The sequence below is a fragment of the Noviherbaspirillum pedocola genome, assembly GCF_016632335.1.
Classification (GTDB): Bacteria; Pseudomonadota; Gammaproteobacteria; order Burkholderiales; family Burkholderiaceae_D; genus Noviherbaspirillum_A; species Noviherbaspirillum_A pedocola.
In genome coordinates, this window is record NZ_JAEPBG010000011.1 from 1 (window position 1) to 24,283 (window position 24,283).

Genomic DNA, 24,283 nt, shown 5'->3' on the forward strand with positions numbered 1-24,283 from the left:
TTTGCGAGCGGAAGACATCAGGGCCGGTGCCGACGGGTGCCACAGTAGGCCGGATAGATACATGCAGTCGATTCTCACTTCGACGTCAAAACGGCAGGTCTTGCAAGACGGAGGGAGTCCATAGATACTTTGTTGAATTCAGAGATAAAGGTTGATTCCGTTTCCTTGCATTAGCATTTGAAGGAGGCTATCGAACTCGCATGGCGGGGGCTGGTTGCCGAACGCGTGCCAACACCGCGTGAGCCAATGCACTGGGACTAGCCACGCGCGTACCGAGCGCAGGGTCTTCGTCCAGCATGGGAAAGGGATCGCGCGGCGATTTTTTTCCGTCCGGTTGACGGCACTGACGGGAAAGCCGGTTGCTGGGATCGATCGATGAGTCGTACCCGGTTGGTCTCATGCCTCCAGCAAAAGCTGAAGGCGCAATACACCAGGATCCAATGCCGGCGAATCGCGCGGTCGCTGCGCACCATGAAATCGGCCCAGCCCAATTCATCTTTGGTCTGCTTGTAGCTTTGTTCGACCCAATTCCTTAGCCCGTACAGTCGCACCACTTCTTCCAAGGGCGCCCGTTCAACAGACAGGTTGGTCGTCAGATACCACGTGGACAAATCAGGCAACTTGCGGCGATCCGTGGTGGCGCAAATGGCCCGTGCGCCTCGGTCCGGGCCATAACCCAGCAGCGTCAATTCCGTTGCCCACCAACGCTCGATATGCCCATCGCGAAATCGGCGCACGACGGGCGTCCAGGCAGACAGCCGCACGCGGCGTGTCGCCTCTTCGAACGAATGCGCTGCCTGTATCGGGGCCCAGTAGCCCACACGACCGCGCTGCGCCAGCATGTAAGACCGATGGTGCTCGTCGAGCGCTTCTTCGAAGGCGATATTGTCGCCATAAGCACAGTCGGTCACGATGGCTTTGAACGCAATGCCTGCGGCTTCGGCCTGTTCAATGAGTTGCAGTGCAATTTGCGGCTTGGTGTGAAAAGCTGGGTCGCGCTTCCCCCCGGCCAGGCGGCATTCCGGTGTGTAGGGCGCCACCTGCAAGGGATAGTAGCAGCGCTCATCGGCCCACAAGCTGGTAACGGCGACAATGCCGTTGTCGATCTTGCCCACCGAGCCCAGATACTGGCGTGCGACGTGATCCGTGGCGTTTCCTTCTTTGCGATCACCCGTATCGTCAATGACCAGCACGCCCTGATCGGTCGCGGCCGTGGCCGGGTCAGCCATCAGAAGTTGCAGTCGCCGCTGGTTGATCGCCTCAGCATCCCAGGTCGATTCAGACAAAAAGAATTGCAGGCGCTGCACTGGCGCGGCTTGCGCCTGCACGACCGGTTCTGCGCCCGCCAGCGCCGTGAGCGTCTTGGCGCGATCACGTGGCAGTAGCAATCCGCTGACGTAATTGCGGAATTTGGCCCGCTGCGCATAGGAAGCAAAGAGCGGGTCGAATTGCACCGCAAAATCCTCGAGTGGCCCCGGTGCCGATGGGCAAGGACGACGTGCAGACATGGCCGTTTCCCTCCTCACCCCCAGTATAGGCGTCTTTAACCTAGGTTCAACAAAGTAGCGCTAATCCGCGGCGTGACGGCGATCGCGGTCTCATCAACCTTCTTCGGGCTTAGGACCAGTAGTGGATCAAAAAGCGGGGTCAGCAATACCAGTTGTGATATCAAATCAGGTCGTCGCAGGCATAGCGCATGAGCGATGACCGCGCCAAAGGAATGCGCGAGTACCGGCACCGGCGCGCCATTGGCCGCATGCCAATATTCCAGCCGCTCTTCAGCCATTTCGCATAGTGTTCGGAACGGGTGCTCCAACGTGGCAACACGCGGTTGGTCCCACCAATCTACCGGAATGCTGGCGTCAAACCATGCGCGTTCGGCCGCAGCATCGAGTCCCGGCCCGCCGTGCAGAAAAAGTATCGTCATCGTCGCACCATTTCAGCCTTATGAGGCCCCAAGTGTTGCTTGTGTCAATCTGGTCGTCTGTGGACTTTCTCGGACACGCAGGTTAAGCAGTATTCCCGCTTATCCTGCAGCCCCAACTTACGAAGCTACTGCTAATGTTCCAAGCTGGGAAACGATATCTCGATATCTCATCGTCGTGATTCGAGCCTGATCAAAGTCAGTACCTTTGAAGTGCGTTATCGCAAACCACCCACCAATCAGCAGGAACGCGGCACGATTTCTGCTGAGTGCGAACTTTTCCGCCAGGTTGCAGGTTTTTATGGCTTGCGCATCGTCCTCCGTGAAAACATCGGAGAAGTCATACCCACAGTCATCTACCAACGATACGGTGTACATCTTGGACCTCAACAAGAAATAGCGATATGAAGAAACCAAGTCATGGTAGCCACCCTACGTTTCGCTGATGTGACACCCCAGGAGGTGACTGTCAAAGGTACTCAAGCAGGACGGACGATTGCCAACATTGTCAAAGCCATACCTGTACTCGGCAGCCGTACTTTCAGAGCGGTGCCGTGGCTTGCTAATTCATTCCAAGCGAATATGCCCGAGTTGACGTGGTTCGACGTCTACGATGATTTAAGGCACCATCAGCGCATGCTGTCTGGACCCCAGGTACAGAAAAGCGAAGCGGCGGCACTCGGGCGCTATCGCAGCCAAGTTATGGCGTATCCGCCATGATCGTGCTTCGAAATGGAATAACAACAAATACTGCCTCGTCACCTACAGGTAACATTTCCTGGGAATAATGTTGCATGTAATACATATTCTGAATGTCGGAACCATACCCGTTCTTACCCCAGTCGCTTAGTGGAGTGCCTGCATGACTATTCGCCAACGTATCACCCTTTTACTCATATTCATGTTCATCGCCATTACGGTGATCGGGGGTTGTGGAATCTATCAATCGCGTCGCGGCGCGATAGAAGTTAAGCGCGTCACCGAAGGCGTTGTACCAAGCGCGCTCGCGTCCGCCGACATGGTGAGTCACCTCAAGGATGTACAACTCGCGACCATGGCACTTGTCTTCACGCCCGACAATGAGCTGGTCAACCAATTGAAGGAAAAGCTTGACGCCAAGCGATCCGAGCTGACAGCGGCCGTCAAGGACCAGGCCGCGCATGCTGAAGGAAAGACACAGCAGGGCTTAATCGAGCAAGCGCAGGAAAGCATGTCGAATTACTTCTCGGCGATCAACGACAGCATTTCGATGAAACTCGCCGGCAAGAACGAGCTATCGCAAGCGAACCTGTTCGCCAATGTTGTGCAATATCAGGATGAACTAGGGCAGATCGTCGAGACGCTGCGCATCGAGAAGAACAGGGAGAAGGACCAGGCCATATCGGCGTTGAACGAAAACCTTGCGTCCACCACCACGACCATTACGACCATCACTGCCGCAGCGGGCATTTTGCTGACAATAATCGGCGTTTTCCTGTATCGCCAGATTGTCGGCCCGCTCGGACGCATGCAAGGAACGATGAGCGAGATCGCTTCCAGCCAGGACTTTGCACGCCGCGTCCCGGTAGACCGCATGGACGAGGTCGGACACTCAATCGTCGCATTCAACGGCATGCTGGAAAAAATCGAAGAGAGTTCCGCGCAAGTCAGGCAGAAGACCGCGGACATCGAAGCCATGCTGCAGAACATACAGCAGGGCATCCTGACGGTAGTTGGCGATGCCGTTGTGCATCCGGAATATTCCGCCCACCTCGAAACGGTGCTTGAGACGAACAACATTGCCGGCTGCGATGTCATGCGACTGGTCTTCAGCGACACCGATCTCGGCGCAGATGCATTGTCGCAGGTGGATGCCGCAATTCGCGCATGCTTGGGTGAAGATGAACTCAATTTCGAATTCAATCATCATCTGCTGCCGAGCGAGATCCAGAAAACCATGCCGGATGGCCGCATCAAGGCACTCGATTTGAGCTGGTCGCCAATTTCCGACAGCGGCGGCATCATTGTGCGCCTGATGTTGTGCTTGCGCGATGTCACCGAGCTGCGCAAGCTCGCGGCCGAAGCCGATGCACAAAAGCACAAGCTGGAAATCATTGGTGAGATCCTCGCCGTTACGCAGGAAAAGTTCCAGGAATTCATTGATAGTTCCATGGAATTTGTCCGGCGCAACGTGCAGCTGGCGGACGTCACTGAGTACGGGGACGATGCGGTCATCGATGAATTATTCCGCAACATGCATACCGTGAAGGGCAATGCCAGAACGTATGGTCTGCGCCATTTGACCAACGTCGTCCACGAGGTTGAGCAGGCTTATGAAGCCTTGCGGCAGCCTGATACGGATGTCGCATGGGACCGGCAGCAGTTGTCCAATGATCTGACTCGCGTAACACAGGCGCTTGCTGAGTATGCGCAGATGAACGAAGAAACCCTTGGCCGCAAGGGACCTGGACGCCGCGGCAGCGTGGAGCGCTATCTCATGGTCGAAAAGGCGCAAATCCACAACAGCCTGACGCTACTGGAGCAGGCGGATCCGGGCAGCGTCGAAAGCCTCTCGCATATGCGCCTTACGGTGCACCGAGAATTGCGCTTGTTGGGCAGTGAAACGATTGATGCAATGCTGTCCGGGGTGCTCGATTCGCTACCTTCTCTGGCCTTCGAGCTGGGTAAAGAGCCGCCAATGGTGCATATCAATGATTACGGGTATCGGGTCCACAGCCAAGCCGGTAATGTGTTGAAGAACGTCTTCATGCACCTGCTGCGCAATTCGCTAGACCACGGCATCGAAAATACCGCGACGCGAAGCGCGATGAACAAGCCGGCGGCGGGAAACATCAACATCGAACTTGGGGTGGACGAAGACATGCTCGAGATCACGCTGACCGATGACGGCCGCGGTCTGGCGCTGTCGCGCATCCGTGCCATTGCTATTGAAAAGGGATTGATCGCCGCTGACGCAAGCTTGAGTGACGAAGACATCGCGCATCTCATCTTCCGTCCGGGTTTCTCTACCGCACAGCAGCTCACCGAGGTCTCAGGAAGGGGCGTTGGTATGGACGCGGTGAAGGACTTCCTCGAACGCGAGCAGGGCAAGATCCAATTGCGCTTCACTGATGAAGACGTCGGCGCAGACTTCCGCCAGTTCGAAACCATCGTGTTCCTGCCTGACCGCTACGCCGTCGATACGGTCTCGCCATTGCCCGGTGTCGCTTTGGAGGGCATGCCAATGGATTCAGTGGTCACGAAAAACTTTATTTGAGGCCTGCTCGTTTCGAGCAAGTCAGCTTGGAAGACATCGAGATGTTGACAGGACAATTTGCAGTAGGGTTGCTGGGTGGAGGTAGTGTCGCCGGGCTTGTGCTGACGGGCTTGCGACGCTTCCTGCGCTCGGATGGGAATGCGCATCGGTTAGCCGAGTTGGAGCGGCGGATCGCGGCGCTGGAGCACGAAAACGCACGCCTGCACAATGAGGCAGCAGCGCTTGCGCTGGAGAAGGACGAGCTCTTGGAATTCTCCAACCGCCTTCATGAGAATGTCGAAGAGAAATCACGAATCGAGGAGGATCTGCGCAACACGCTGCAAGCGCATCTGGATGGACGCGCGCAACTCGAACAGCAGGCCAGGCAAATGGAAGACGAAGCCCAGCGGCTTAAGGACTTGAACATTACGTTCGAGCGTTGGCACGAGCAGATGATTTCGTTGATGCAGCAGAATCAGGACATGCATGCGATGAATGCTGAACTGTCCTCAATCGTCAGGCACGTCATCATCGTGTCGCTGAACGCGTCCATTGAAGCTGCCCGTGTCGGCACGGTAGGCAGAGGGTTCGCCGTGGTGGCAAGTGAAGTCAGGCAGCTTGCGACTCGCTCGGAGGAGCTGTCAAAGCAATACAGCGCAAACCTGCACCGCAATGACTTGACGACCACCGCAACGTTCCAGGACATACAAGCAGGGGGCAAGATGATTATGGCTTCGCTCTCTGGCCTAGGCGCCAAGGCTGGCCAAATCGTCGCTGAACTGCAGCAGGAGCAGGGGTGATCACTGAACAAGCTAAAGCCGGATTCGAGCAGCTCCTCGTTTCCGCGCTCAAATCCAGGTTACCGCTTTCTTGCGAGGATACCTGTGAGATCACGCCGGTTACGGCAAACGACTCTATTGCGACATCGGCGAATACGGTCGTCGTTCTGACCATCTCGGGAATCCGCTTCAGGCTGTTGTTCTTCCTCGAAGTTGAAGAGAAAGAAGATATCCGCTTCTACTATGCGGCAAACGGGCAAAGTGAGGCTTTTAAGGAAGCGTTTCTGGAAGTATCGAACCTTTGCTGCGGCCTGCTGAGCCAGGGATTACAAGCACACTTCCCTGACCTTGGCATGTCCACGCCTTACATCCTTCGCAACGGCTGCCTGGCGCACCTGACGAGCCTGAAGCAGGGTTATCTCACGAAACATGCCGTAACGATCAATGGTTCGATGCAGATGCTGGCCACGATCTGCGTCTGCGAGTACGCCGATATCGACTTCATGCTCAGCTTGGCGACAGCCGAAGTCGAAGTGGACAGCGGCGAACTGGAACTGTTCTGACGCAGTATGTTTCGAAACCGATTTGCAAAAAAGGAAAGAATTTTGAATACGGAAAAAGTGGTCAGCAAGGTACTTGTGCTGGACAACTGTGACGATCACATAGAACGGCTAAAAAGCTTTTGCAGCGAAAACAGTCTCGTCGGCTTAAGGGTACGTGAAGACCGCCTGATGTCGGTCCTCCAGTCCAACATTGACCTGGGTGCGATACTCCTGTCCGAAGGGTATGCAGGCTCAATGGCGCGCAGCGCCGAGATCGCGCTCGACATCAACGGGGTGCGTCCCGAGTTGCCTATTATCCTGCGCCGCGAGCACATGCCATCGCTGGAAGATCTGCCGCCGGAGCAGCATCAACCCTTCTGCGCTGCGTATGTCGCTACGGATTTGGAGCCGCTGCACAACATTATCGATGAGTACATTTTCAGCCTCGACTATCCGAATGCGCTGGTACGCGGCATCCTTGAGATCACAGAAACCATGCTCAGCAGCTTGCTGCCTGGGTGCACAGTCGAGTGGAATACGCCGAGCATCGTACGTGACCGGATCATTTTTGGTGAAGTCTTCAGTTTGATTCCGCTGGAGAGCAATTGGTGTCGTGGCTATATGATGATGCAGGCGAAAGAAAAACCAATTCTTGATTTACTCAATGCGCATCAAATGTGTGACGGCAAGGCAAACTTTCGCGATTTGAATAGTTTGTTGGGCGAAGCAACCAATTTGATTTGGGGAGCGTTCAAAAATCGTTATCTGGGCGATGCAGCGTCGTTATGCCGTAGTCAGGTGCAAGTGCCATTGATTGTTAATCATCAGCAAAAATATATATCGTTCGGCACCGAAAACCCGCAATTGGTTTTTATGTATCGACTGATTGATAAAAATACGGGTGAGGGGATAAGTTTGCACCAGCGCTTTGTCTTCAATTTAGCTTGGTCGCCTGAAGATTTCACGGAAATTCCGGCAAACATCGGCGAGATGGTGGACTCCGGCGAGCTAGAGTTATTTTAACGTTAGTATTAGGTAAGGAACCGATCATGTCGAAAATTCTTGTAGTAGATGATTCAAGCACCGTACGTGACGAAGTCGCTGGATTTTTGAGGAAAAATGGTTTGGACGTGGCAACAGCGGTGGATGGAAAGGACGGGTTGGCAAAAATCAGGGCAACTCCCGGAGTCAAGTTGGTGATATGCGATGTCAATATGCCGAACATGGATGGCTTGACTATGGTCGAAAAGGTGCGAAGCGAACTCGGTAACAAAGCGGTGAATATCATCATGCTGACTACGGAGAGTAGCCCTGCAATGAAGGAGCGTGGCAAAGCGGCAGGAGTGAAGGGTTGGATCGTTAAGCCGTTCAAAGGTGACGCTGTGCTAGAAACCTTCAAAAAGCTTGCTGCGTAACGCCAGTTCACTCCGCAAGCATGAAAAGTTGTCTATACGGATCAAGGGTCTTCGCCAAAGAAATCGTTTTTATGGCAAGGCATCGTCGAAGACGAGATATGTAAGCACTATGAGAGCATTGGTTTTGACAAAATCTGGATTTGTGCCCAGGAGCGATGAGGAACAACGAATGTTGACAGAGTTACGTGACATCCTGCGCACGCAAGCATTGACGCCACTCTATCAGCCTATTGTCGATCTTGGGTCGGGCCAGATCTTCGGCTATGAAGGATTGATCCGGGGGCCGTCCAATTCGCCGCTACACTCTCCTCTGACGTTATTTAAATGTGCCAAGATGCATGGCATGACGGCTGAGGCTGAGCGCGTATGTCGCAATGTCTTGCTCAAGCAATTTGTAAAATTGCAGCTCCACGGTAAGCTTTTTCTTAATGTTAGCCCAGACGTTTTGACCAAGCCAAGGCGGGATGTTCGAGCCGATATGCATCAATTGGATATTGCCGAATTCACTGCAACAAACGTTGTGCTTGAGTTGACGGAGTCTGATGCGACTGTCGACTATGCCGCACTCTGTGAGGCTGCTGCTCACTATCGTTCTTTTGGATTGAATATTGCGATCGATGATCTAGGGGAGGGCTTTTCCAGTCTTCGTCTGTGGTCAGAGGTGCGCCCGGAGTATGTGAAGATAGATCTGCATTTTATTCAAGGAATCGATGCAGATCCGTTGAAGCTGCAGTTTGTGCGATCTATTCTTGAAATCGCGCAGAAATCCAATGCCATGGTCATTGCGGAAGGGATTGAAACAGAAAGCGAATTACATGCCGTGAGAGAGTTAGGAATATCGTTTGGCCAAGGATATTTCTTGGGTCGACCGACAGGGACGCCAGGTAGAGCGCTTGCACCAAGCGCGCTCGCGTTATTTGCAAAGTCGCCGGTGAAAACTGGTACGCGATCAACCACATATCAAAATCGGTCAAAAAAAGTGGGCGATCTTCTCCGTGAGGTGCCAACAGTTACAAGCGAAACGCCGGCTAACACGGTTTATGAAATGTTTATTGACCGACCTTCCCTTCAGGTTGTTCCGGTTGTCGACCATGGAATGCCGGTCGGGTTGATCAATCGCTACAAGATGACCGACAATTTCTCCCGCCCGTTTCAACGAGAATTGTATGGAAAAAAGGGCTGCAGTCGTTTCTGCGAACCCACGCCATTAATTGTCGATCATCAGACGAGCTTGCAGGATCTGAGTCATCTTATTGTGGAGTCTGACCCTCAGCATTTGTCGAATGGTTACATTATTACTGATGCTGGAACGTATATAGGAGTAGGCGGTGGCCATGATTTGATTCGTGAGTTGACGAAAATACAGATGCAGGCCGCGCGTTATGCCAACCCATTGACTGGGTTGCCTGGAAATGTTCCAATCAATGAACATATAGAATTGCTTCTTGGTGCGGAAAACAAATTTATTATCTGTTACTGTGATTTAGATAACTTTAAGGCGTTCAACGATTTGTATGGATATCAGAAGGGCGATGAGATCATTGGGTTGACTGCTGAAGTATTAAAAAATGAGTTGAGCAACACATTGGATTTCGTTGGGCATATTGGCGGAGATGACTTTATCCTGTTATTCCAGAGTTCGGACTGGGAGGAGCGCTGTCGACGGATGCTGCATTCGTTCGCAAAATCAAGTCAACGCTTTTATCGTGATGAACACCTACGGGATGGCGGATATGCGACCGAAAATCGTCAGGGGATTAAGACCTTTGTTAGTTTGGTCAGCCTTTCGATAGGGGCAGTATGCATTAAGCCGATGCAGGGCGTAACAAACTATCATGTCGCCGAAGCAGCATCAGCCGCTAAAACGCAAGCTAAGAAATTGGCAGGGAACGCTTTATTTGTTGAGCGGCGAGAAATCTCATCGAATGTTTCTCCTCATGCTGACAATTAAGCCACTCGCGCGAATGTCGAGATTAAGCAAGAACAGGTGCATTAAAGAAATGAGCGCGAGCTTTGTTTGGCGCCGAATTTCGGTGAGCTACTCGATGGCTCTTTGAAGACTCTAATCCGCCTGTGACTGCGGCAGCTTGAAGATTCATGCAGTGCCACAGTCACACCGACCATATGTGTTCGTCATCGCCATGTCGCCGTGGTGGCTTTAATGGAATGGACGCATCCTTCCTGAAATGGCACTGAAGTGCCAAAGTGGATGTGCAAGATGTCCACGACCAGAAAGGAGCGTTCGAAATGAAGCTTAGTGCATGCGGCATTGATCTGGCAAAGGCGGTTTTCCAGGTGCACGGCGTCGATCTTCATGGCACGTCCTGCTTGCGCAAGCAACTACGACGCGCTGAAATGCTGTCGTTCTTTGTGAAACTGGAGCCATGTCTGATTGGCATGGAAGCGTGTGGCAGGGCGCATTATGTGAAGACGAGCAAGAATAACGCCGCGGATGCCGAAGCGATCCGACACGCCGAACGCAAGGTAGAGACTGCTGCACGCGGGCTCGGTTGCTTGCTTGGTCGACGAAACAAGAATGTCGCTGCAGTGGCGTTGGGCAACAAGAATGCGCGCTGGGTATGGGCGCTCCTGATGCATGACGAGAGGCGGTTCCGTGCTGATTGCGCGCCAGCAAATGCTGCCACGTTATCAGCACGGTTGCTTCCTTCTACGATCAACAGCAAGGAGGCACTGGCAAGGATCCTTCCACAGATTGCACAGGCGATCAGGATGTGATGGCAAGACAGGTTCGACCGTGACCAGCAAACCCTGCGTGCAACAGGGAGCGTTAAGCTCGTGGCGTTAAGCTCGTGGCTTTGATCATGAGCCGGTCAGCAAATTGCATCAGGGACAGAGGCGCCAGCCCCAACCAAAGTCCGGAGGTATGGCTGCAATCGACCTCACTGAATATCGCAAATAGAAAGGCTGGCAAACCAGGGTGCGTTCATGTATGTTGCATAAATCCGTAAGCCTATGATTTTGCCAAGCAAAAATTTTGATGCCGTAGGTTCAATTCCTCATGCATTCAAAGGCTTATCGATAATTTGTGCAACAAGGCCCCTCTCGCCAGAAACTACTATTACAACTCCCTTTAGTCGATTGAAGGTTCAGTCTCGGGCGGCATAGGGCGGTAACGATCTGAGGTAAATTTTTGATTGGTTTTTCCAGACAGGCCGGAGGTTGGCCGACAAAGCACCATGCCGGACTGCTCCAAAAGATCACCAGGTTTAATCACCGTTTTTCAAGTAGCGCCGGGCATAGCGTTCTTCCATGCGTGACAGAGACAACAGCAGGAGAAGGTCGGCACAATGGAAGTCTGGATCCCATGCTGGCTCGCCGCAGATCCATGCACCGCTTTTTAGGTAACCTTTCAGTAGCGGAGGCACCTCCACCTTGAATGCACTGTCCTGCTCATGCAGCGGAAAGGGCAGGTGTGGCACTGCCCTGTATTCCGTTGGCGCCAAGTGCAACGGCGCCATTTGCTGGTAGACCGCGGTCGCATTATGTCCGCCGTCAGCCAGGCTGATACTGGCGCAGCCGATGAGGTAGTCGGCCCTGAAGAATTCTGAAGTTCAATATATGGGGTTGCGCTGGCATTCGCCCTTGAGCTTGTTGATGATCAGACGCAGGTTATGCCCGGCGCCGCACAAGACCGCATGGATGGCATCGCCGAGTGCACCTTTAAGCCAATTGCGATCCAGCTTGCCATCGCTCTTCATATGCCCAATGGTCGGCTCGATCGCACTGCGACGTCGAATCATCGCTTTGAGTCCGCGCGTCACGCCCCGCTTTTGGCCTGAGCGCCAGATCTGTACCTGTTCGACTTCCACGCCGCGGTAACCGCGATCGACGAAGACCATTTCCGGCTCCACGTCCGACAGGATGGCAGCCTGCTCCAACGCCTCATGCAGCGTGTGCCCGTCATATGGATTGCCCGGCATGGACCGTGCCCCGAGCACCAGGCCCTCCTTCAACGTCGTCACGATCGCCACTTTGACGCCGAACTCATAACGCACTCTAGCTTTGCCCTTGCTGATGCATTCCACTTCCGGCGCATGCAGCGCATACAGCTTGTTCTTGTCGTTCGGTCGCTGCTGCAGGATGCGCCGGGTACGGCATAGCAGTTCATCGAGCCGTTCGCGCGCAGCCGATTGCACGCGCTGCAGTTGCCGCTCAATATCGCGCTGCACCCGTCCGACGCGGGACCGTAACGCTCGCAAGACACGCCGCATGCGCTTGAATTGGCGGGCATGGGCGTAATGCGCGATCTGACGTACCAGACGCGGTGCCAGGCGATTGTAGTTCTGCCGCAGCGTCAGACCATATTGCCGGGCGGCCTTGACCAGCAGAACACGACTCTTCTCCAGCAGCGCCGAGTCGGTCGGGTATGCAATTGCCTTGGCCATGACGGTGGTATCAGCGATGACGCGCTTGATGCTGGCTGGCTTGATTACACTGGCACGCTTGGCCGCTTCGATGCTTTGCGCCAGCAATTCCTCTACGCCGGCTTCGCCCATGCGCTTGCGCCAGCGCGATAGGCTGGATGGATCAATGGGCGGCTCGGTTTGCAGATACGTCTCGCCGGTAAAGACCTGCCAGTAAGGATTCTCGACCCAGCCCCACACCATTTCTTCATCAGAGAGATCGAAGGTGTGCTGCAAATAAAGCAGGCCGGCCACCAGGCGTGGTCGCAACGGCGGCCGGCGATGTCTGGGGCCCATGGCCTCATAGGCGACGCGCTCGATGGCGTTCCAATCAATCAGCTTGGCCAGCACGATCAGCGGATGGCGCGCATTCAGGTGTTCCAGCAGGGGAAAATCTTGCCGCGGTGATGCGCCTGGCTTTCCGGAATGATGACGCGGGTCCATGATGACCTCATCAGAATTTGCAGGAAACCGCGTATGACAAGCGCCGTTCCCTGCAAATTCCACAGACCGATTTCAGCTCTTAGCCCGCATGGCTACTGGGCCCAAACAATTTTTCAGCGTCGACTATTTAGTCGTCCATGCAAATTCCATAACGAGCAGGAGCCACAAGGGATTTGCGCAAGAACGACCTTTCGAATTCCCGGGAAAATTAGGATACAAGGCAGCGAAAACTGATGGAAACGCGAGGGAGCTCGAATGCCGACCGACGATTTTTTCCGCGCCCGATTGGACCAGATGATCGACCTGCGGCATCCCTTGGCGGTGCTGGCTCAGCGCCTGCCCTGGGCGCAGATCGAAGCCGCGCTGGCACCAGCCTTTGCCCATCGGCCGCGCCCCGGCAAAGTGCTGGCTGATTGCGACTTGTTCGGCACGTCGCTGGAGCTGGGCGGCGCTGCTCCCAGCGCGGCTGGGCGACCGCGCCTGCCGATTCGCTTGATGGTCGCGCTGCTCTATCTCAAGCACGCCTTTAATCTGAGTGATGAAGAACTCGTTGAACGCTGGTCCGAGAACGTGATCTGGCAATACTTCAGCGGCCAGGATTAATACACTCCGAAACTGCCCTGTGATCCAACACAGCTCGGGCGCTTCCGCAAGGCTATCGGCGAAGGCGGGGTCGAGGAAGTGCTCAAGGCCACCATCGATACGGCCGTGGCCAGCAAAGCGGTCCAGCCCACGGAATTCGAACGCATCATCGTCGATACCACGGTGCAGGAGAAAGCCATCGCGCATCCCGTAGACAGCCGCTTGCTCGACGTGGCGCGCGTGCAGCTGGTGCGCCTGGTCAAGCGTGCTGGCATCGCGCTCAAGCAGACCTATGCCAGAGAAGGCAAGATGCTGCGCCGTAAAGCCGGCGGGTATGCGCATGCCCGGCAATTCAAGCGGCTGCGTCGCACGCTCAAGCGCCAGCGTACGATCCTGGGCATCGTCATGCGCGACATCCGGCGTAAGCTTGATGATGCTGCCGCGGTACCCGCAACGCTGATGGCGCAATTGCAAACCATGCTGGCCCGTGCTGAGAGGATTCGTACCCAGCAGCGCAAGGACAAAGACAAGCTGTACGCGCTGCATGCGCCGGAAGTAGAGTGCATTGGCAAGGGCAAGGCGCGCAAGCCGTATGAATTCGGTGTCAAAGCCAGCGTGGCGACCACGCACAAGAGCGGCCTGGTGGTCAGTGCACGTACCTTCCCGGGCAATCCCTACGATGGGCATATCTTGCGCGAGCAGATCGAGCAAACCACCATCCTGCTGGAGGACATCGGCGTGGCGCCGAAACAGGCGGTGGTCGACTTGGGATTCCGTGGCGTCGACGAGGACAATCCGGGCATCGAGATCATCCATCGCGGCAAATACCAGTCGCTCACGGCACCGCAGCGGCGCTGGCTGAGGCGGCGTCAGGCCATTGAACCGACGTCAGGCCATTGAACCGACGATAGGTCATCTGAAGGCCGATCATCGGATGGACCGCTGCTGGTTGCGGGGCGAGGTGGGCGACGCGCTGCATGCGGTGCTGTGCGGCGCCGGCTACAACCTGCGCTGGTTGATGCGGGCGGTGCAGCGCCTCGGGCTGAAGGCCTTTTTATTGCGCCTGCAGTTGCACGCCATGGTGCGTGCCGTCTTGCAGCTTACGCCAGCCAGGGCGGGCAACTGGGACGTCATCGCCGAGTAACGCGGAGATTAAAGAGTGCAATGAAGCGTGCCGTCTACGGTACCGAGGTTCGTCAAATGAATTCTGCAGGTTCGACTATTTACATTCGACTGTCCATATGCCACCGATGATAGAGTCTAGTTTCATTTCGAGGAAGTTTATCGAAGCTGTCGGCACGCCTGTTGGTTCAGCGCGGTCCCAATGGCTCAATAGATGAATGGCAGCTTCAATTTCATGTTTGCAGGGCTGTTTTGAAGGAGCGTATCCTCTTGCACGGCATCCATAGGTCGGGAGAATTGCGGGACGATACAGTGAATGTCTCCTTCCGTGGACCATGATTGGGCTGGGCATTTACATTCTATTTGGCCCCATGAGGCTTCTATTGTGGCACTAGGCAAGCACCGGATTCGCATTACTTACCTTGCAAAATTCCGGGGCGACAAAGTCCGCTGCATTGGCCGGGCCTCTACTGATGTCGGCGCAGCAGCACAAATGCCAAGTGCCACTGCGAAATTTGGTGTTGGTATTGTTGCCGACCGCCAACCCCGGTGGACATGGTGCAGGCTGTCGAAGCTTCGATTGCACCCACAACCATATGGGATGGCATAGTAGTCCAAGTCCATGACGTCAGGATGACGTAGATGAGAAAAGCGTCATGCGCACGCAGCTTGACATTGAGCACCCTATACGCTGTGCTCAGCGTGTTCCTCGTGCGTTTCACCGTCATTTGGTCTTGTATTGCTTCTAGGCTTAAAGAGATTTCGCTCAACGGGCCTCGCATGCCTGGCAAGCCTTTATATCTGGCGCGTGGATTGCAAGGCAAGTCAGGGAGCAGCGAATGACATGTCATGATCATGTCACGACGCATAGCTATTGTCTCAACGCAAATGATTTGTCCACAAAGGAGTGCTTTTATGCGTTTGACTAAGCTTGTCGCTTCCATCCATGTTGCTGCCGCGTCCCTTGCTTTCTGCGCTGCCGCTCAGGCTGCCGAGATCACCGGCGCCGGTTCCACGTTCGCCTATCCCATCCTTGCAAAATGGGCCGAAGTCTACAAGGGGAGCACTGGCACCAGCTTGAACTACCAATCCATCGGCTCGGGCGGCGGCATCAAGCAGATTAAGGCCAAGACCGTCGACTTTGGCGCATCCGACATGCCATTGGACGCGCAAGACCTGGAAAAGAGCGGGTTGATGCAATTCCCGATCACCATGGGTGGCGTGGTTCCTGTGGTGAACGTCGAAGGGGTGAAGCCGGGCGCGTTGAAGATGGATGGCGATGTGCTCGCCAAGATCTACATGGGCAAGATCACCAAGTGGGATTCGCCTGAGATCGCCGCGCTCAATCCCGGCGTGAAGCTTCCCCCGGATGAAATCACCGTCGTGCATCGCGCCGACGGCTCTGGTACCACCTTCATCTGGACCAATTACCTGTCCAAAACCAGCGCCGAGTTCAAGAATAGCGTTGGCGCCGGTACCGCGGTCAAATGGCCGGCTGGCGTGGGCGGTAAGGGCAATGAAGGCGTGGCCGCGAACGTACAGCGAATCAAGGGTGCGATCGGCTACGTCGAATATGCATACGCGAAAAAGAACAATATGGCTTATACCATGATGAAAAATCATGACGGCCAGTTCGTTAAGCCAGACGACACCAGCTTCAAGGCGGCAGCGGCTGGTGCAGATTGGGAGAAGGCGCCGGGCTTCGGCGTGATCATCACCGACCAGCCGGGCAAAGAAAGCTGGCCTATCACCGGCGCCACGTTCGTGCTGCTGCACAAGGTGCAGGAAGACCCGGCCAAGGCGAAGGAAGCGCTAAAGTTCTTCGACTGGTCCTATAACAAGGGCGCGAGCATGACTACCGATCTTGACTATGTTGCGATCCCGCCGTCGGTCGTCAAGCTCGTCGAGGGCTCGTGGAAATCCCAGTTGAAGGATGCTTCCGGCAAGTCGGTCTGGTAAGAGCGTTCCGCTTACTATCAAGCCGCGTCCGCTCGCAACGTGGACGCGGCTTTTTGCACAGCGACGGGTAGGGCAGGCACGTAATGCACATTCCCACCACTCCCGATTATCCCAGTCCACGTGTGTTGTGATTCTTTTCCGCGGTCGTCACAGATTTGGCTTCAACGCCGTGCCGGGTAGCTACCAAACGCCCATGAATCGCGGTTGCCTGATGCCTGTGTTTTTCGTGGAGAATTGAGGTTTCGACTGACACCTACGTAGGTGTTCTTCGCACGCTTTTTTATACAGGCCCCCACAAAGAAAAGTAAAGCGTGCGCTTTCTATCGCATACACGCCAGGGTTTCGAATGCCAAAGATCCGGATGGCGCGACGTCATCAGCGTCGCATGGGCCGCTTCGTCTCATCAGCCGGCGCCGTGGCAAGCAGCTCGCGACGACCTGTGGCTTGATACCTGGACAGCATCAGCAAATAACGGCCCGGCGCTATCGTATTCATGCTGCCACCGGCAACGCAAGCGGCGGACGCATCCTCACGCCAGACCCTTCCAGGAATCTCCCGTTTCAGGCACCTTTCTTCAGGTAGCGCCGCGCATAGCGGCTTTCCAGGCGCGCGAGGGACAGAAGCAGGAGCAGGTCGGCGCAATGAAAGTTTGGGTCCCATGCCGGCTCGCCACAGATCCAAGCCCCGCCTCGAAGATAACCTTTCAACAGCGGCGGTACGACGGTCTGCGCGTTGCAGTCGCCCTCATGGAGTGGAAACGGCAGGTGCGGCGTAACTCGGTATTCTGCCGGGGACAGGTGCGATTGCGCCAATTCGCGATATACAGCAGTCGCATTGTGCCCGCCGTCGGCCAAGCTGATGCTGGCGCAGCCGACAAGGTAGTCGCAGCGCTCGCGACGCATGAAGGCGGCCAACGCGCCCCACAGCAGGGTCAACACGCTGCCGCCGCGGTAATCCGGATGGATGCAGGCGCGCCCAGCTTCCAACATGCGGTCGCGCAGGTGTTCCAGGCGGCTCAGATCGAATTCCTGCTCGGAATAGAGGCTGCCATGCCGTCTCGCATTGCGCGGGGTGAGCAGTCGATAAGTTCCTACCACCTTCAGCGTGCGGGTGTCCCGCACGATGAGATGGTCACAGTAATCGTCAAATTCATCCCTATCCAGTCCTTCCGCATTGGCCATCCCGGAAAGTCCCATCGCATCAATAAAGGCTTTGTAGCGCAGGCGCTGAACCTCCCGTATTTCTTCCGCGTTGGAAGCGAGACTGACGGCAAGGCGCGAGACACGGACATCGGCATCGGAGGTGCTGGTGAGTTGACGCATGAGATCGATTTGTTGTTGGAATCCCATCATGGTAGATAGCGAGTGCTTAATCCATGTGACGGCGGCATGACGGCTTCATGACACGGCGTCGCATTGCCGGAATCGAAGAGTCGCTTGATACAGCGATTTCGACAAAGAGGCGAAAAGCGACGCCCTCAGGACGATCGCGCCGCTGCGCCGATGATGGTGCGGCTACAGGAAGGGGATACGGGACTGGCCGGTCCAGGCGCTCGGGTTACGGCTCTGGCGGCCGGTGACGCAGCGCATGCGCGGCCTCCGCCATCTGCAAGTCAGCCTTTTTCCCGTTTTTTTCGTAACCCATGGTGCCATCGCGCAGGCCCATGGCGATCATCTGGCTGGCTTCCGGATAGTCCAATTCCGCAGCACGCTCCAGCAAGGCGCGGGCACGGGCCTGGTCCACGGCGATGCCATCGCCTTCCATCAGCATGTTCGCCAGCATGAACATGGCCGCCGGAATGCCAGCGTCGGCCGCGACGCCCAGCCAGCGCGCCGCCGCGGCGGGATCGGCGCGCATGCCCACCCCGCGGCGTTGCATCACACCGAGGTAATAGGCGCCACCCGCTTCGCCCGTCGACGCGGCAGCCTCGAAATGGCGCCTGGCGCGCGCGTAATCGGCGGGCATGCCGGGTCCGCCGCGCAGGCTGGCCTTGCCCGCAGCCAGCTGCGCTCTCGCGTTGCCGCTGGCTGCCGCCTTCTCGAGCCAGGCCGAGGCGGCGACGCCATCGCTCGGAGCGCCGCGTGCCATCAACGCTTCTCCCAGCGCGAGGCTCGCCACAGCCGAGCCCGACCAGGCTGCGCGCTCCAGCGCGGAAAGCGCATGCTGGTCTTGTGCGGTCCGCGCCAGCACGGCGAGCCTGCCGATATCGGCATCGGCTGGCAGGCTGGCGCGCCAAGCCACGGCGCTTGCCATAGCGATGGCGAACGCCGCCAGTGCGATTCGTGAGGCCGTCCTCATTGCGACAGGTCGACCTGATACAGCGCTAAGCCCTTGCCGCCGCCGTCATCTGCCTGCAGCTGCGTAACGTTGGTTAGCCCCGCTTTTTGCGCCAACGGCAGCGCATTCTGTGCCGAGTGGAATACCACCGGTCCGGAAGTGACGACCCGGGCGAAGCGCCAGCTCCGGTCCGAGCCATTGGCAGCCTGGGTCAGTGCCTTGGCGGTCTTGATGTAATTGATCAGCACATCCCGGTTCGCGTCCGGTGAGGCGTAGATCGTCTTGCTGCCGTCCAGGCCCGGAAAATTGCCGCCGCCGCTGGCGCGGTAGTTGTTCGTGGCAACGATGAATTCCTGGGTCGACGGGATCGGGGCTCCCTGATACAGCAAATTCTTGATTCGGCTGCCGACCGGCTGGGTGACATCGATCTCGTAGCTGATGTCCTTTGATGTGAACATGTCGAAGTTGTAGCCGGGGAAGCTGCCGACCAATTCCTGCGCAGTAGTCTTGGTCGGGTCGATCTGGTTGAAGCGCTTGGCTGCCGTTTCCAGCCACGCCTTGATGTCGGCGCCGGTGACTTTTACCGCGTAGACCGTGTTCGGGTACAGATAAAGGTCTGCGGCATTGTTGATCGCGACGTTGCCTGCGGCGACATCAGTGTAGTCGCTGCCGCCGCCGAAGCCGCTCTTGAACGGTGCCGACACCGACAGCACCGGCAGACTCGCATATTGCGGCAGATTGGTCTGGACATATTTGGCCACATAATCAGCCTGGGCCTGGTTGACGATTTCGATCGCCGCAACGTCGCCGACGTCGGCGAAATAGCTGCTCATACGGAAATCAGTCGTGCCGATCGGCGTTTTCACATACTGGATGGTGGCGTCGTGCTCTGCCTGGACCGCCGGGGCGATGCTGGCATCCGCAGCGACATAAGTCTTGTCCGCGTTCTGGATGGAGCGCACCTGCACCAAGGTCTTGTTCTTGTCGATGCTCCACGACTTGCCATCCCAAGCGAGGTTCAACGCAATCACGCCCAGATGCTTGCCCCAGTAATTCGCCATCACCGTCGGCACGCCGTTGACCGTTCCCTTGGCCTTGTCCACGCCAGGCAGATTGAACTGGCCGACCGTGCTGGCGGCATCGGGGAACACCTGATGCGAGTGCCCGATCAACATCGCATCGATGCCCGGCACCTGAGACAGGTAGTAGTTGCCATTTTCCATGGTGGGGCTGTAAGGACTGTTGTCGAGGCCCCCATGTGAAATGGCGACGACCAGATCGGCACCTTTGGCTCGCATTTCCGGCACATATTTTTGCGCGGTTTCGCGCAGGCCGTCGGTATAGACCTTGCCCTCCAGCCAGCGCTTGTCCCAGGACATGATGGTGGGTGGAGTGAAGCCGATGATGCCAACCTTTACGATCGCGCTGACCCGCTTGCCATCCGGACCGGTGGCGCTCAGCTGCTTGGAGATGATGGTGTAGGGAGTGAACAGCGGCGCTTTGCTGCGAACGCTGTAGACATTGGCCAGCACTTGGGGGAACGCGGGTCCGGCGCAGGCGGCCTGTTGTGCAGGCGCGGGCAAACCTTCCACATCGAACTTGCTGCCAGTCACCTGGTTCAAAAAGGGTAAGCCGTAGTTGAATTCGTGGTTGCCTATGCCGCCGCCATCGAAGCCGACCAGATCCATCGCCTTGTAGATCGCCAGTTTTTGAGAACAGGCGGCCGGATTGACCAGCGCCTGGTAATCAGCCAGCGCAGTGCCCTGGATGGTGTCGCCATTATCGACGAGCATGGTGTTCGGAAATTCCGAACGTGCCGCTTTGATCAAGGTCGCGGTCCTCTCAAAACCCAGAGAGTTGTCAGCGGCAAGCTTAAAATAGTCGTAGCTCAGGACATTGGTATGCAGGTCGGTGGTTTCCAGCAAAGCCAATGTGGTGCTCGTTCCGGCCGGCGCAACGCTCGCGTTGGCGGCAGCTCCGGCCGTATTGCTATCGTTATCCGAGCTGCCGCAGCCATATAGCAGGCTTAGCAGCGCAGAGATCAGTAGGGTGGTTCGCATGCTCTCTCCTTATTAAAAGCGGGCCGCAGTATGGCTGCGCAACATGACTTGGCTGTGACAGGAGGAGAGCTTCTTTCCGGATGGGACGGGCCGCGCCGCGTTTCCTTATCTGCACGCAAGTGGCGCGCACCTTGCCGCAATTAGCATGGAAACGTGAGACAGGACAAGCCATGCCAAGATGCCGACATGCCGGGCTCCCCGTGGCCTGCCATGGCACGTCCTCGCGCGCAATCCGACGCATCGGACTTCCCCGAGTCGGGCACGCTGGCGCGTCTGATCGATCGGTATCATGCCCGGCTTGCCGTGCGCACGGCATGCGAAGTCAATGCGCACGGCAGGCGTTTCGTGGTGCATGTGCTTGCGCTTGGCAATGCCAGCCCAGATGTGCCCGCGGTAGGTTTCTTCGGCGGCGTGCATGGTGTGGAGCGCATCGGGTCGCAAGTGCTGCTGGCCTTCCTCGAAAGCTTGCTCGCCCGTCTCACTTGGGATCAGGTTCTCAACCGACAGCTCGAGTCGCTGCGGCTGGTGTTCATGCCCATCGTGAACCCGGTCGGGATGGCGCAAGGCAGCCGCTGCAATGGCAATGGCGTGGACTTGATGCGAAACGGGCCGGTGGAATCTCCTGAGCAGGTTCCTTTTCTCGTCGGCGGACAGCGCTACAGTGCCCGGCTGCCATGGTTTCGTGGCTCCGGGGCTGCCATGGAAGTCGAAAGCGCAGCACTATGTCGGGTGGTACGCGAGGAGCTGCAGGGACACAGATTCAGCATGGCGCTTGGTTGCCATTCCGGCTTCGGCTTGCGCGACCGCATCTGGTTTCCGCATGCGCATACGCGCGAACCAATTCCGCATTTGCCGGAACTGTTCGCACTGCAGGAGTTGTTTTGCGCTGCCTATCCCCATCACGACTACATCTTTGAACCGCAGAGCCGGCAATATCTGACCCATGGCGATTTGTGGGATTACTTGTATCTGCAGGCCGCATCCGAGGGCAAGGCATTTTTGCCACTGACGCTCGAGATGGGTTCATGGCGCTGGGTGAAAAAGAGTCCGCTCCAGCTGTTCGCGGCTGGCGGGCTATTCAATCCACTTGCGCCGCACCGGCTGCAGCGAGTACTGCGGCGTCACCTGGTTTGGCTAGAATTCCTGATGCTGGCGGCCTGTGGCCATCGCGATTGGCTGCCGCAGGACAGCCGGCGCATGCATTGCCTGGCGCAAGCGCTGGCGCGCTGGTATCCGGAGCGCTCGCGATGAGCGCATGGGTCCTGCTGCGCGGCCTGATGCGTGAATCCCGGCATTGGGGCGCGTTTCCGCTGGTGTTTCGTGGGACGGTCGGCGCGTCCGACATCCGGCGGCCGGACCTGCCCGGAAATGGCCGCCTGCACGAGGCCGTCAGCCCTTCGTCGGTGGCGGCGATGGTCGAGCATTATCGAGCCACGCTGCGCGCGGAAGGCTGCCGCCCGCCGTATCGCTTACTGGCGCTATCCCTAGGTGGTATGGTGGCGGCGGAATGGGCGAGTCGCAATCCGGGGGAAGTCGAAGCGTGCGTACTGATTAATACCAGCATGCGCCCGTTCAGCCGATATTACCGCCGGCTGCGCTGGCAAAACTATCCGGCGCTGCTGCGCATCGCGCTGGCTGGCGCTGACGTGGAGCGGCGCGAGGCGGCGATCCTGGGTCTCACAAGCATCCGGCCGTGTTTGCATGCGCACCTGCTGCCGACTTGGGCGACCTACCAGCGGGAATGCCGGGTCACTGCAGTCAATGCATTCCGTCAGTTGCTTGCCGCAGCGCGCTATCGGGCGCCCCGAATCAGGCCATCGCCGCCTGTGCTGGTGTTAGCCAGTGCGGGCGACCGCTTGGTGGATTGCGACTGCTCACGCCGGCTCGCAGCGGCATGGCACGTCGATTTCGCGCTGCATCCTGATGGTGGCCACGACTTGCCGCTTGATGACGGCGCCTGGATTGCACAGCAGGTGCGTGCCTGGCTCGCCAGCACGGTAAGCAAGGGGTCGGTTTGCGAGAACGGGGCGCGATAAGCCCCTGGCGATCAACACCGGTCGCCTCCGCTTTATCGTTTTTCATTCGTCGGCGCAGCCGATGCCACATCGGCGTCAGTAAGCGTCTTGAGGAAGGCGATGATGTCCCTCCTTTCGGCGCTCGATAAGGCGTCCTTGCCCTTGCGTTGCCGGTCGAAAGGGGCATCCCGATAGACATTTTCCCGATATGCATCCGGAAGGTCATCGAACGGATGGATGTCGCTGTTCGCCATGCGGTCGGCTATGGCATACCATTTGCGCGGATGACTATCGCGCTGGGCGTAAAAGGCCAGCACCTCTTCCAGCGAATGGAATACGCCGCTATGGAAAAACGCACCCTTAACCGCGACGTTCCTGAGAGTGGGGGTGCGGAACAGGCCGCAATATTCCTTGCGGGCCGACAGATCGCTACGCTGCGGCCCGCACAAACCCATGTCGAAGTATGCCGGGTCGGCATTGGCTGGGAGCTTCCGGTTGCGCGGGGCGCCCAGCGCAACATGGCCGAAATCAGTGAAGCTCGGAAAGCCGGAAGAAGTGATTGCACTCTGATGGCATGAAGCGCAGTTTCCCTTGGCAGGATCATTGAAAAGATCAAGGCCGTGCAGCTCCTGACGCGTCAACTTTGCTTCTCCACGCAAGTAAGCATCGTACTTGCTGGTGTACGGATAGAACTCCACGGGGCTTTGCTGAAACACCTCGAGGGCCATCGTGGCGGCCGCGTACGCCTCTTCGGGATGGTCGAAAATGTCGGCGCCGAAGGTCTGGCGGAATGTCGATGCGTAGCTTGTCGTGCGCAGCTTCGCGACAAGCGCGTCCCGGGTGACATTACCCATCTCATTTTCCGACAACAGCGGGCCGGCAGCCTGGGCGTGCGCTGAATCGGCGCGCCCGTCCCAATCATGACCGCCGGTCGGCCCCTGGTCTTTGCTGTCATCGCCATCGTTCTCATGAAAGTGCTCTGTGAACGGTGGCAGTTGCTGCAGATAGCGCAGCGATGGCGCGGCACGCTGGCCGGCGCCGCGCAAATCTTTTCCGCCGAGCTGCACCGAAAGCTGGTTCGGCGGGCCATACGCATGCCGTGGGTCGTGGCAACTGGAGCAGGCAAGCTTACCGGACGCGGATAACGAGGCATCGAAGAACATCAATTTGCCAATCGCCGCAAGCTGCGCAGGCGGTGGCCTCACCGCCGCCGATCCATAGACGCCCGCGGTCGTGGGGGCCGGCTGCATCGCGGGAGAGGCGGATGTTGAGGAAAGGTTGTCGGGATTTTGAACATCGTCGCAGCCAGCGAGCGTCGCGACGGCGAGAAGAGCGGAAAGGAGCGATCGCACAGACATGGCGGCGAGGGGAGACAAAACGCTGGGGCTTTGGAGAGGGGCGCAGCATACCCGGCAATTGTGACCGGGCCGCTACATCCCTCACCTCCGATTATTTCTTTTTCGACATTGCCTGCGGTCATCCCGTTGTCACAAACGCGCCCTACC

The 24,283-nt window shown here is 57.1% G+C and carries 19 protein-coding genes and 2 pseudogenes; 12 read left to right on the forward strand and 9 right to left on the reverse strand.

Annotated elements, in window-relative coordinates; genetic code table 11:
* Nucleotides 1-257: 257 nt before the first annotated feature.
* From JJB74_RS21715 to JJB74_RS21725, 3 genes are all read right to left on the reverse strand, one after another.
* Entirely contained in the window at nt 258-1,508 is a 1,251-nt protein-coding gene (locus JJB74_RS21715; protein ID WP_200595396.1) for an IS701 family transposase, read from the reverse strand.
* Nucleotides 1,509-1,543: 35 nt separating this feature from the next.
* A complete protein-coding gene (locus JJB74_RS21720; RefSeq protein ID WP_200595398.1) occupies nt 1,544-1,927 on the reverse strand; it encodes an alpha/beta fold hydrolase in 384 nt (127 codons plus the stop codon).
* A 117-nt stretch (nt 1,928-2,044) separates the two neighbouring features.
* A complete protein-coding gene (locus JJB74_RS21725) occupies nt 2,045-2,302 on the reverse strand; it encodes a hypothetical protein (RefSeq protein WP_200595400.1) in 258 nt (85 codons plus the stop codon).
* A 42-nt stretch (nt 2,303-2,344) separates the two neighbouring features.
* Between JJB74_RS21725 and JJB74_RS21730 the strand changes: the two genes are divergently transcribed.
* The 8 genes and pseudogenes from JJB74_RS21730 to JJB74_RS21765 form a co-directional block, all read left to right on the forward strand.
* On the forward strand, nt 2,345-2,644 hold the full coding sequence (locus JJB74_RS21730) for a hypothetical protein (RefSeq protein WP_200595402.1): 300 nt from the start codon (nt 2,345-2,347) through the stop codon (nt 2,642-2,644).
* Between the two features lie 142 nt (nt 2,645-2,786).
* Complete coding sequence (locus JJB74_RS21735; RefSeq protein ID WP_200595403.1) at nt 2,787-5,180, forward strand: ATP-binding protein; 2,394 nt, start codon at nt 2,787-2,789, stop codon at nt 5,178-5,180.
* Between the two features lie 44 nt (nt 5,181-5,224).
* Entirely contained in the window at nt 5,225-5,959 is a 735-nt protein-coding gene (locus tag JJB74_RS21740) for a methyl-accepting chemotaxis protein (protein WP_407672404.1), read from the forward strand.
* Entirely contained in the window at nt 5,956-6,501 is a 546-nt protein-coding gene (locus JJB74_RS21745) for a hypothetical protein (RefSeq protein ID WP_200595405.1), read from the forward strand. Before JJB74_RS21740 ends, JJB74_RS21745 begins: the two co-directional genes overlap by 4 nt.
* Before the next feature lie 42 nt (nt 6,502-6,543).
* Nucleotides 6,544-7,503 carry a chemotaxis protein CheX gene (locus JJB74_RS21750; protein WP_200595407.1) on the forward strand — a complete coding sequence of 320 codons (960 nt, stop codon included), beginning with the start codon at nt 6,544-6,546 and terminating at the stop codon, nt 7,501-7,503.
* A 26-nt stretch (nt 7,504-7,529) separates the two neighbouring features.
* Nucleotides 7,530-7,895: a response regulator gene (locus tag JJB74_RS21755; RefSeq protein WP_200595408.1), complete on the forward strand. Its 366-nt coding sequence runs from the start codon at nt 7,530-7,532 to the stop codon at nt 7,893-7,895.
* 169 nt (nt 7,896-8,064) lie between these two features.
* Nucleotides 8,065-9,846, forward strand: coding sequence for a GGDEF domain-containing protein (locus tag JJB74_RS21760; protein WP_200595410.1), 1,782 nt, complete (start codon nt 8,065-8,067; stop codon nt 9,844-9,846).
* Between the two features lie 296 nt (nt 9,847-10,142).
* Nucleotides 10,143-10,370: pseudogene (locus JJB74_RS21765) on the forward strand (IS110 family transposase); the annotation flags it as partial.
* A gap of 752 nt (nt 10,371-11,122) precedes the next feature.
* Here JJB74_RS21765 and JJB74_RS21770 read toward each other — a convergent pair.
* Both JJB74_RS21770 and JJB74_RS21775 read right to left on the reverse strand, forming a co-directional pair.
* The gene (locus tag JJB74_RS21770; protein WP_200595412.1) at nt 11,123-11,335 is read right to left on the reverse strand and encodes a hypothetical protein; all 213 of its coding nucleotides are present in this window, start codon (nt 11,333-11,335) and stop codon (nt 11,123-11,125) included.
* Between the two features lie 132 nt (nt 11,336-11,467).
* Complete coding sequence (locus JJB74_RS21775; protein ID WP_200595414.1) at nt 11,468-12,763, reverse strand: IS5 family transposase; 1,296 nt, start codon at nt 12,761-12,763, stop codon at nt 11,468-11,470.
* Between the two features lie 255 nt (nt 12,764-13,018).
* Here JJB74_RS21775 and JJB74_RS21780 point away from each other — a divergent pair.
* Nucleotides 13,019-14,489 (forward strand): annotated as a pseudogene (locus JJB74_RS21780) (IS5 family transposase).
* Between the two features lie 893 nt (nt 14,490-15,382).
* Nucleotides 15,383-16,426 (forward strand): phosphate ABC transporter substrate-binding protein PstS, encoded by a 1,044-nt coding sequence (gene pstS / locus JJB74_RS21785; protein WP_200595638.1) that lies wholly within the window; start codon nt 15,383-15,385, stop codon nt 16,424-16,426.
* 560 nt (nt 16,427-16,986) lie between these two features.
* On the opposite strand, the gene JJB74_RS21790 is transcribed toward pstS, so the two are convergent.
* From JJB74_RS21790 to JJB74_RS21800, 3 genes are all read right to left on the reverse strand, one after another.
* Nucleotides 16,987-17,748, reverse strand: a complete 762-nt coding sequence (locus JJB74_RS21790; RefSeq protein ID WP_200595640.1) for a GNAT family N-acetyltransferase — start codon at nt 17,746-17,748, stop codon at nt 16,987-16,989.
* 235 nt (nt 17,749-17,983) lie between these two features.
* Nucleotides 17,984-18,667, reverse strand: coding sequence for a tetratricopeptide repeat protein (locus JJB74_RS33965; protein WP_200595415.1), 684 nt, complete (start codon nt 18,665-18,667; stop codon nt 17,984-17,986).
* 53 nt (nt 18,668-18,720) lie between these two features.
* Nucleotides 18,721-20,763 (reverse strand): bifunctional 2',3'-cyclic-nucleotide 2'-phosphodiesterase/3'-nucleotidase, encoded by a 2,043-nt coding sequence (locus JJB74_RS21800; RefSeq protein ID WP_200595417.1) that lies wholly within the window; start codon nt 20,761-20,763, stop codon nt 18,721-18,723.
* A gap of 210 nt (nt 20,764-20,973) precedes the next feature.
* On the opposite strand from JJB74_RS21800, the gene JJB74_RS21805 reads away from it, so the two are divergent.
* On the forward strand, nt 20,974-22,014 hold the full coding sequence (locus JJB74_RS21805; protein ID WP_200595419.1) for a DUF2817 domain-containing protein: 1,041 nt from the start codon (nt 20,974-20,976) through the stop codon (nt 22,012-22,014).
* Entirely contained in the window at nt 22,011-22,799 is a 789-nt protein-coding gene (locus JJB74_RS21810; RefSeq protein ID WP_200595421.1) for an alpha/beta fold hydrolase, read from the forward strand. The genes JJB74_RS21805 and JJB74_RS21810 overlap by 4 nt, the downstream gene beginning before the upstream one ends.
* 32 nt (nt 22,800-22,831) lie before the next feature.
* Here the strand turns inward: JJB74_RS21810 and JJB74_RS21815 are convergent, their stop codons facing one another.
* Nucleotides 22,832-24,136: a cytochrome-c peroxidase gene (locus JJB74_RS21815; RefSeq protein ID WP_200595423.1), complete on the reverse strand. Its 1,305-nt coding sequence runs from the start codon at nt 24,134-24,136 to the stop codon at nt 22,832-22,834.
* Nucleotides 24,137-24,283: the final 147 nt, after the last annotated feature.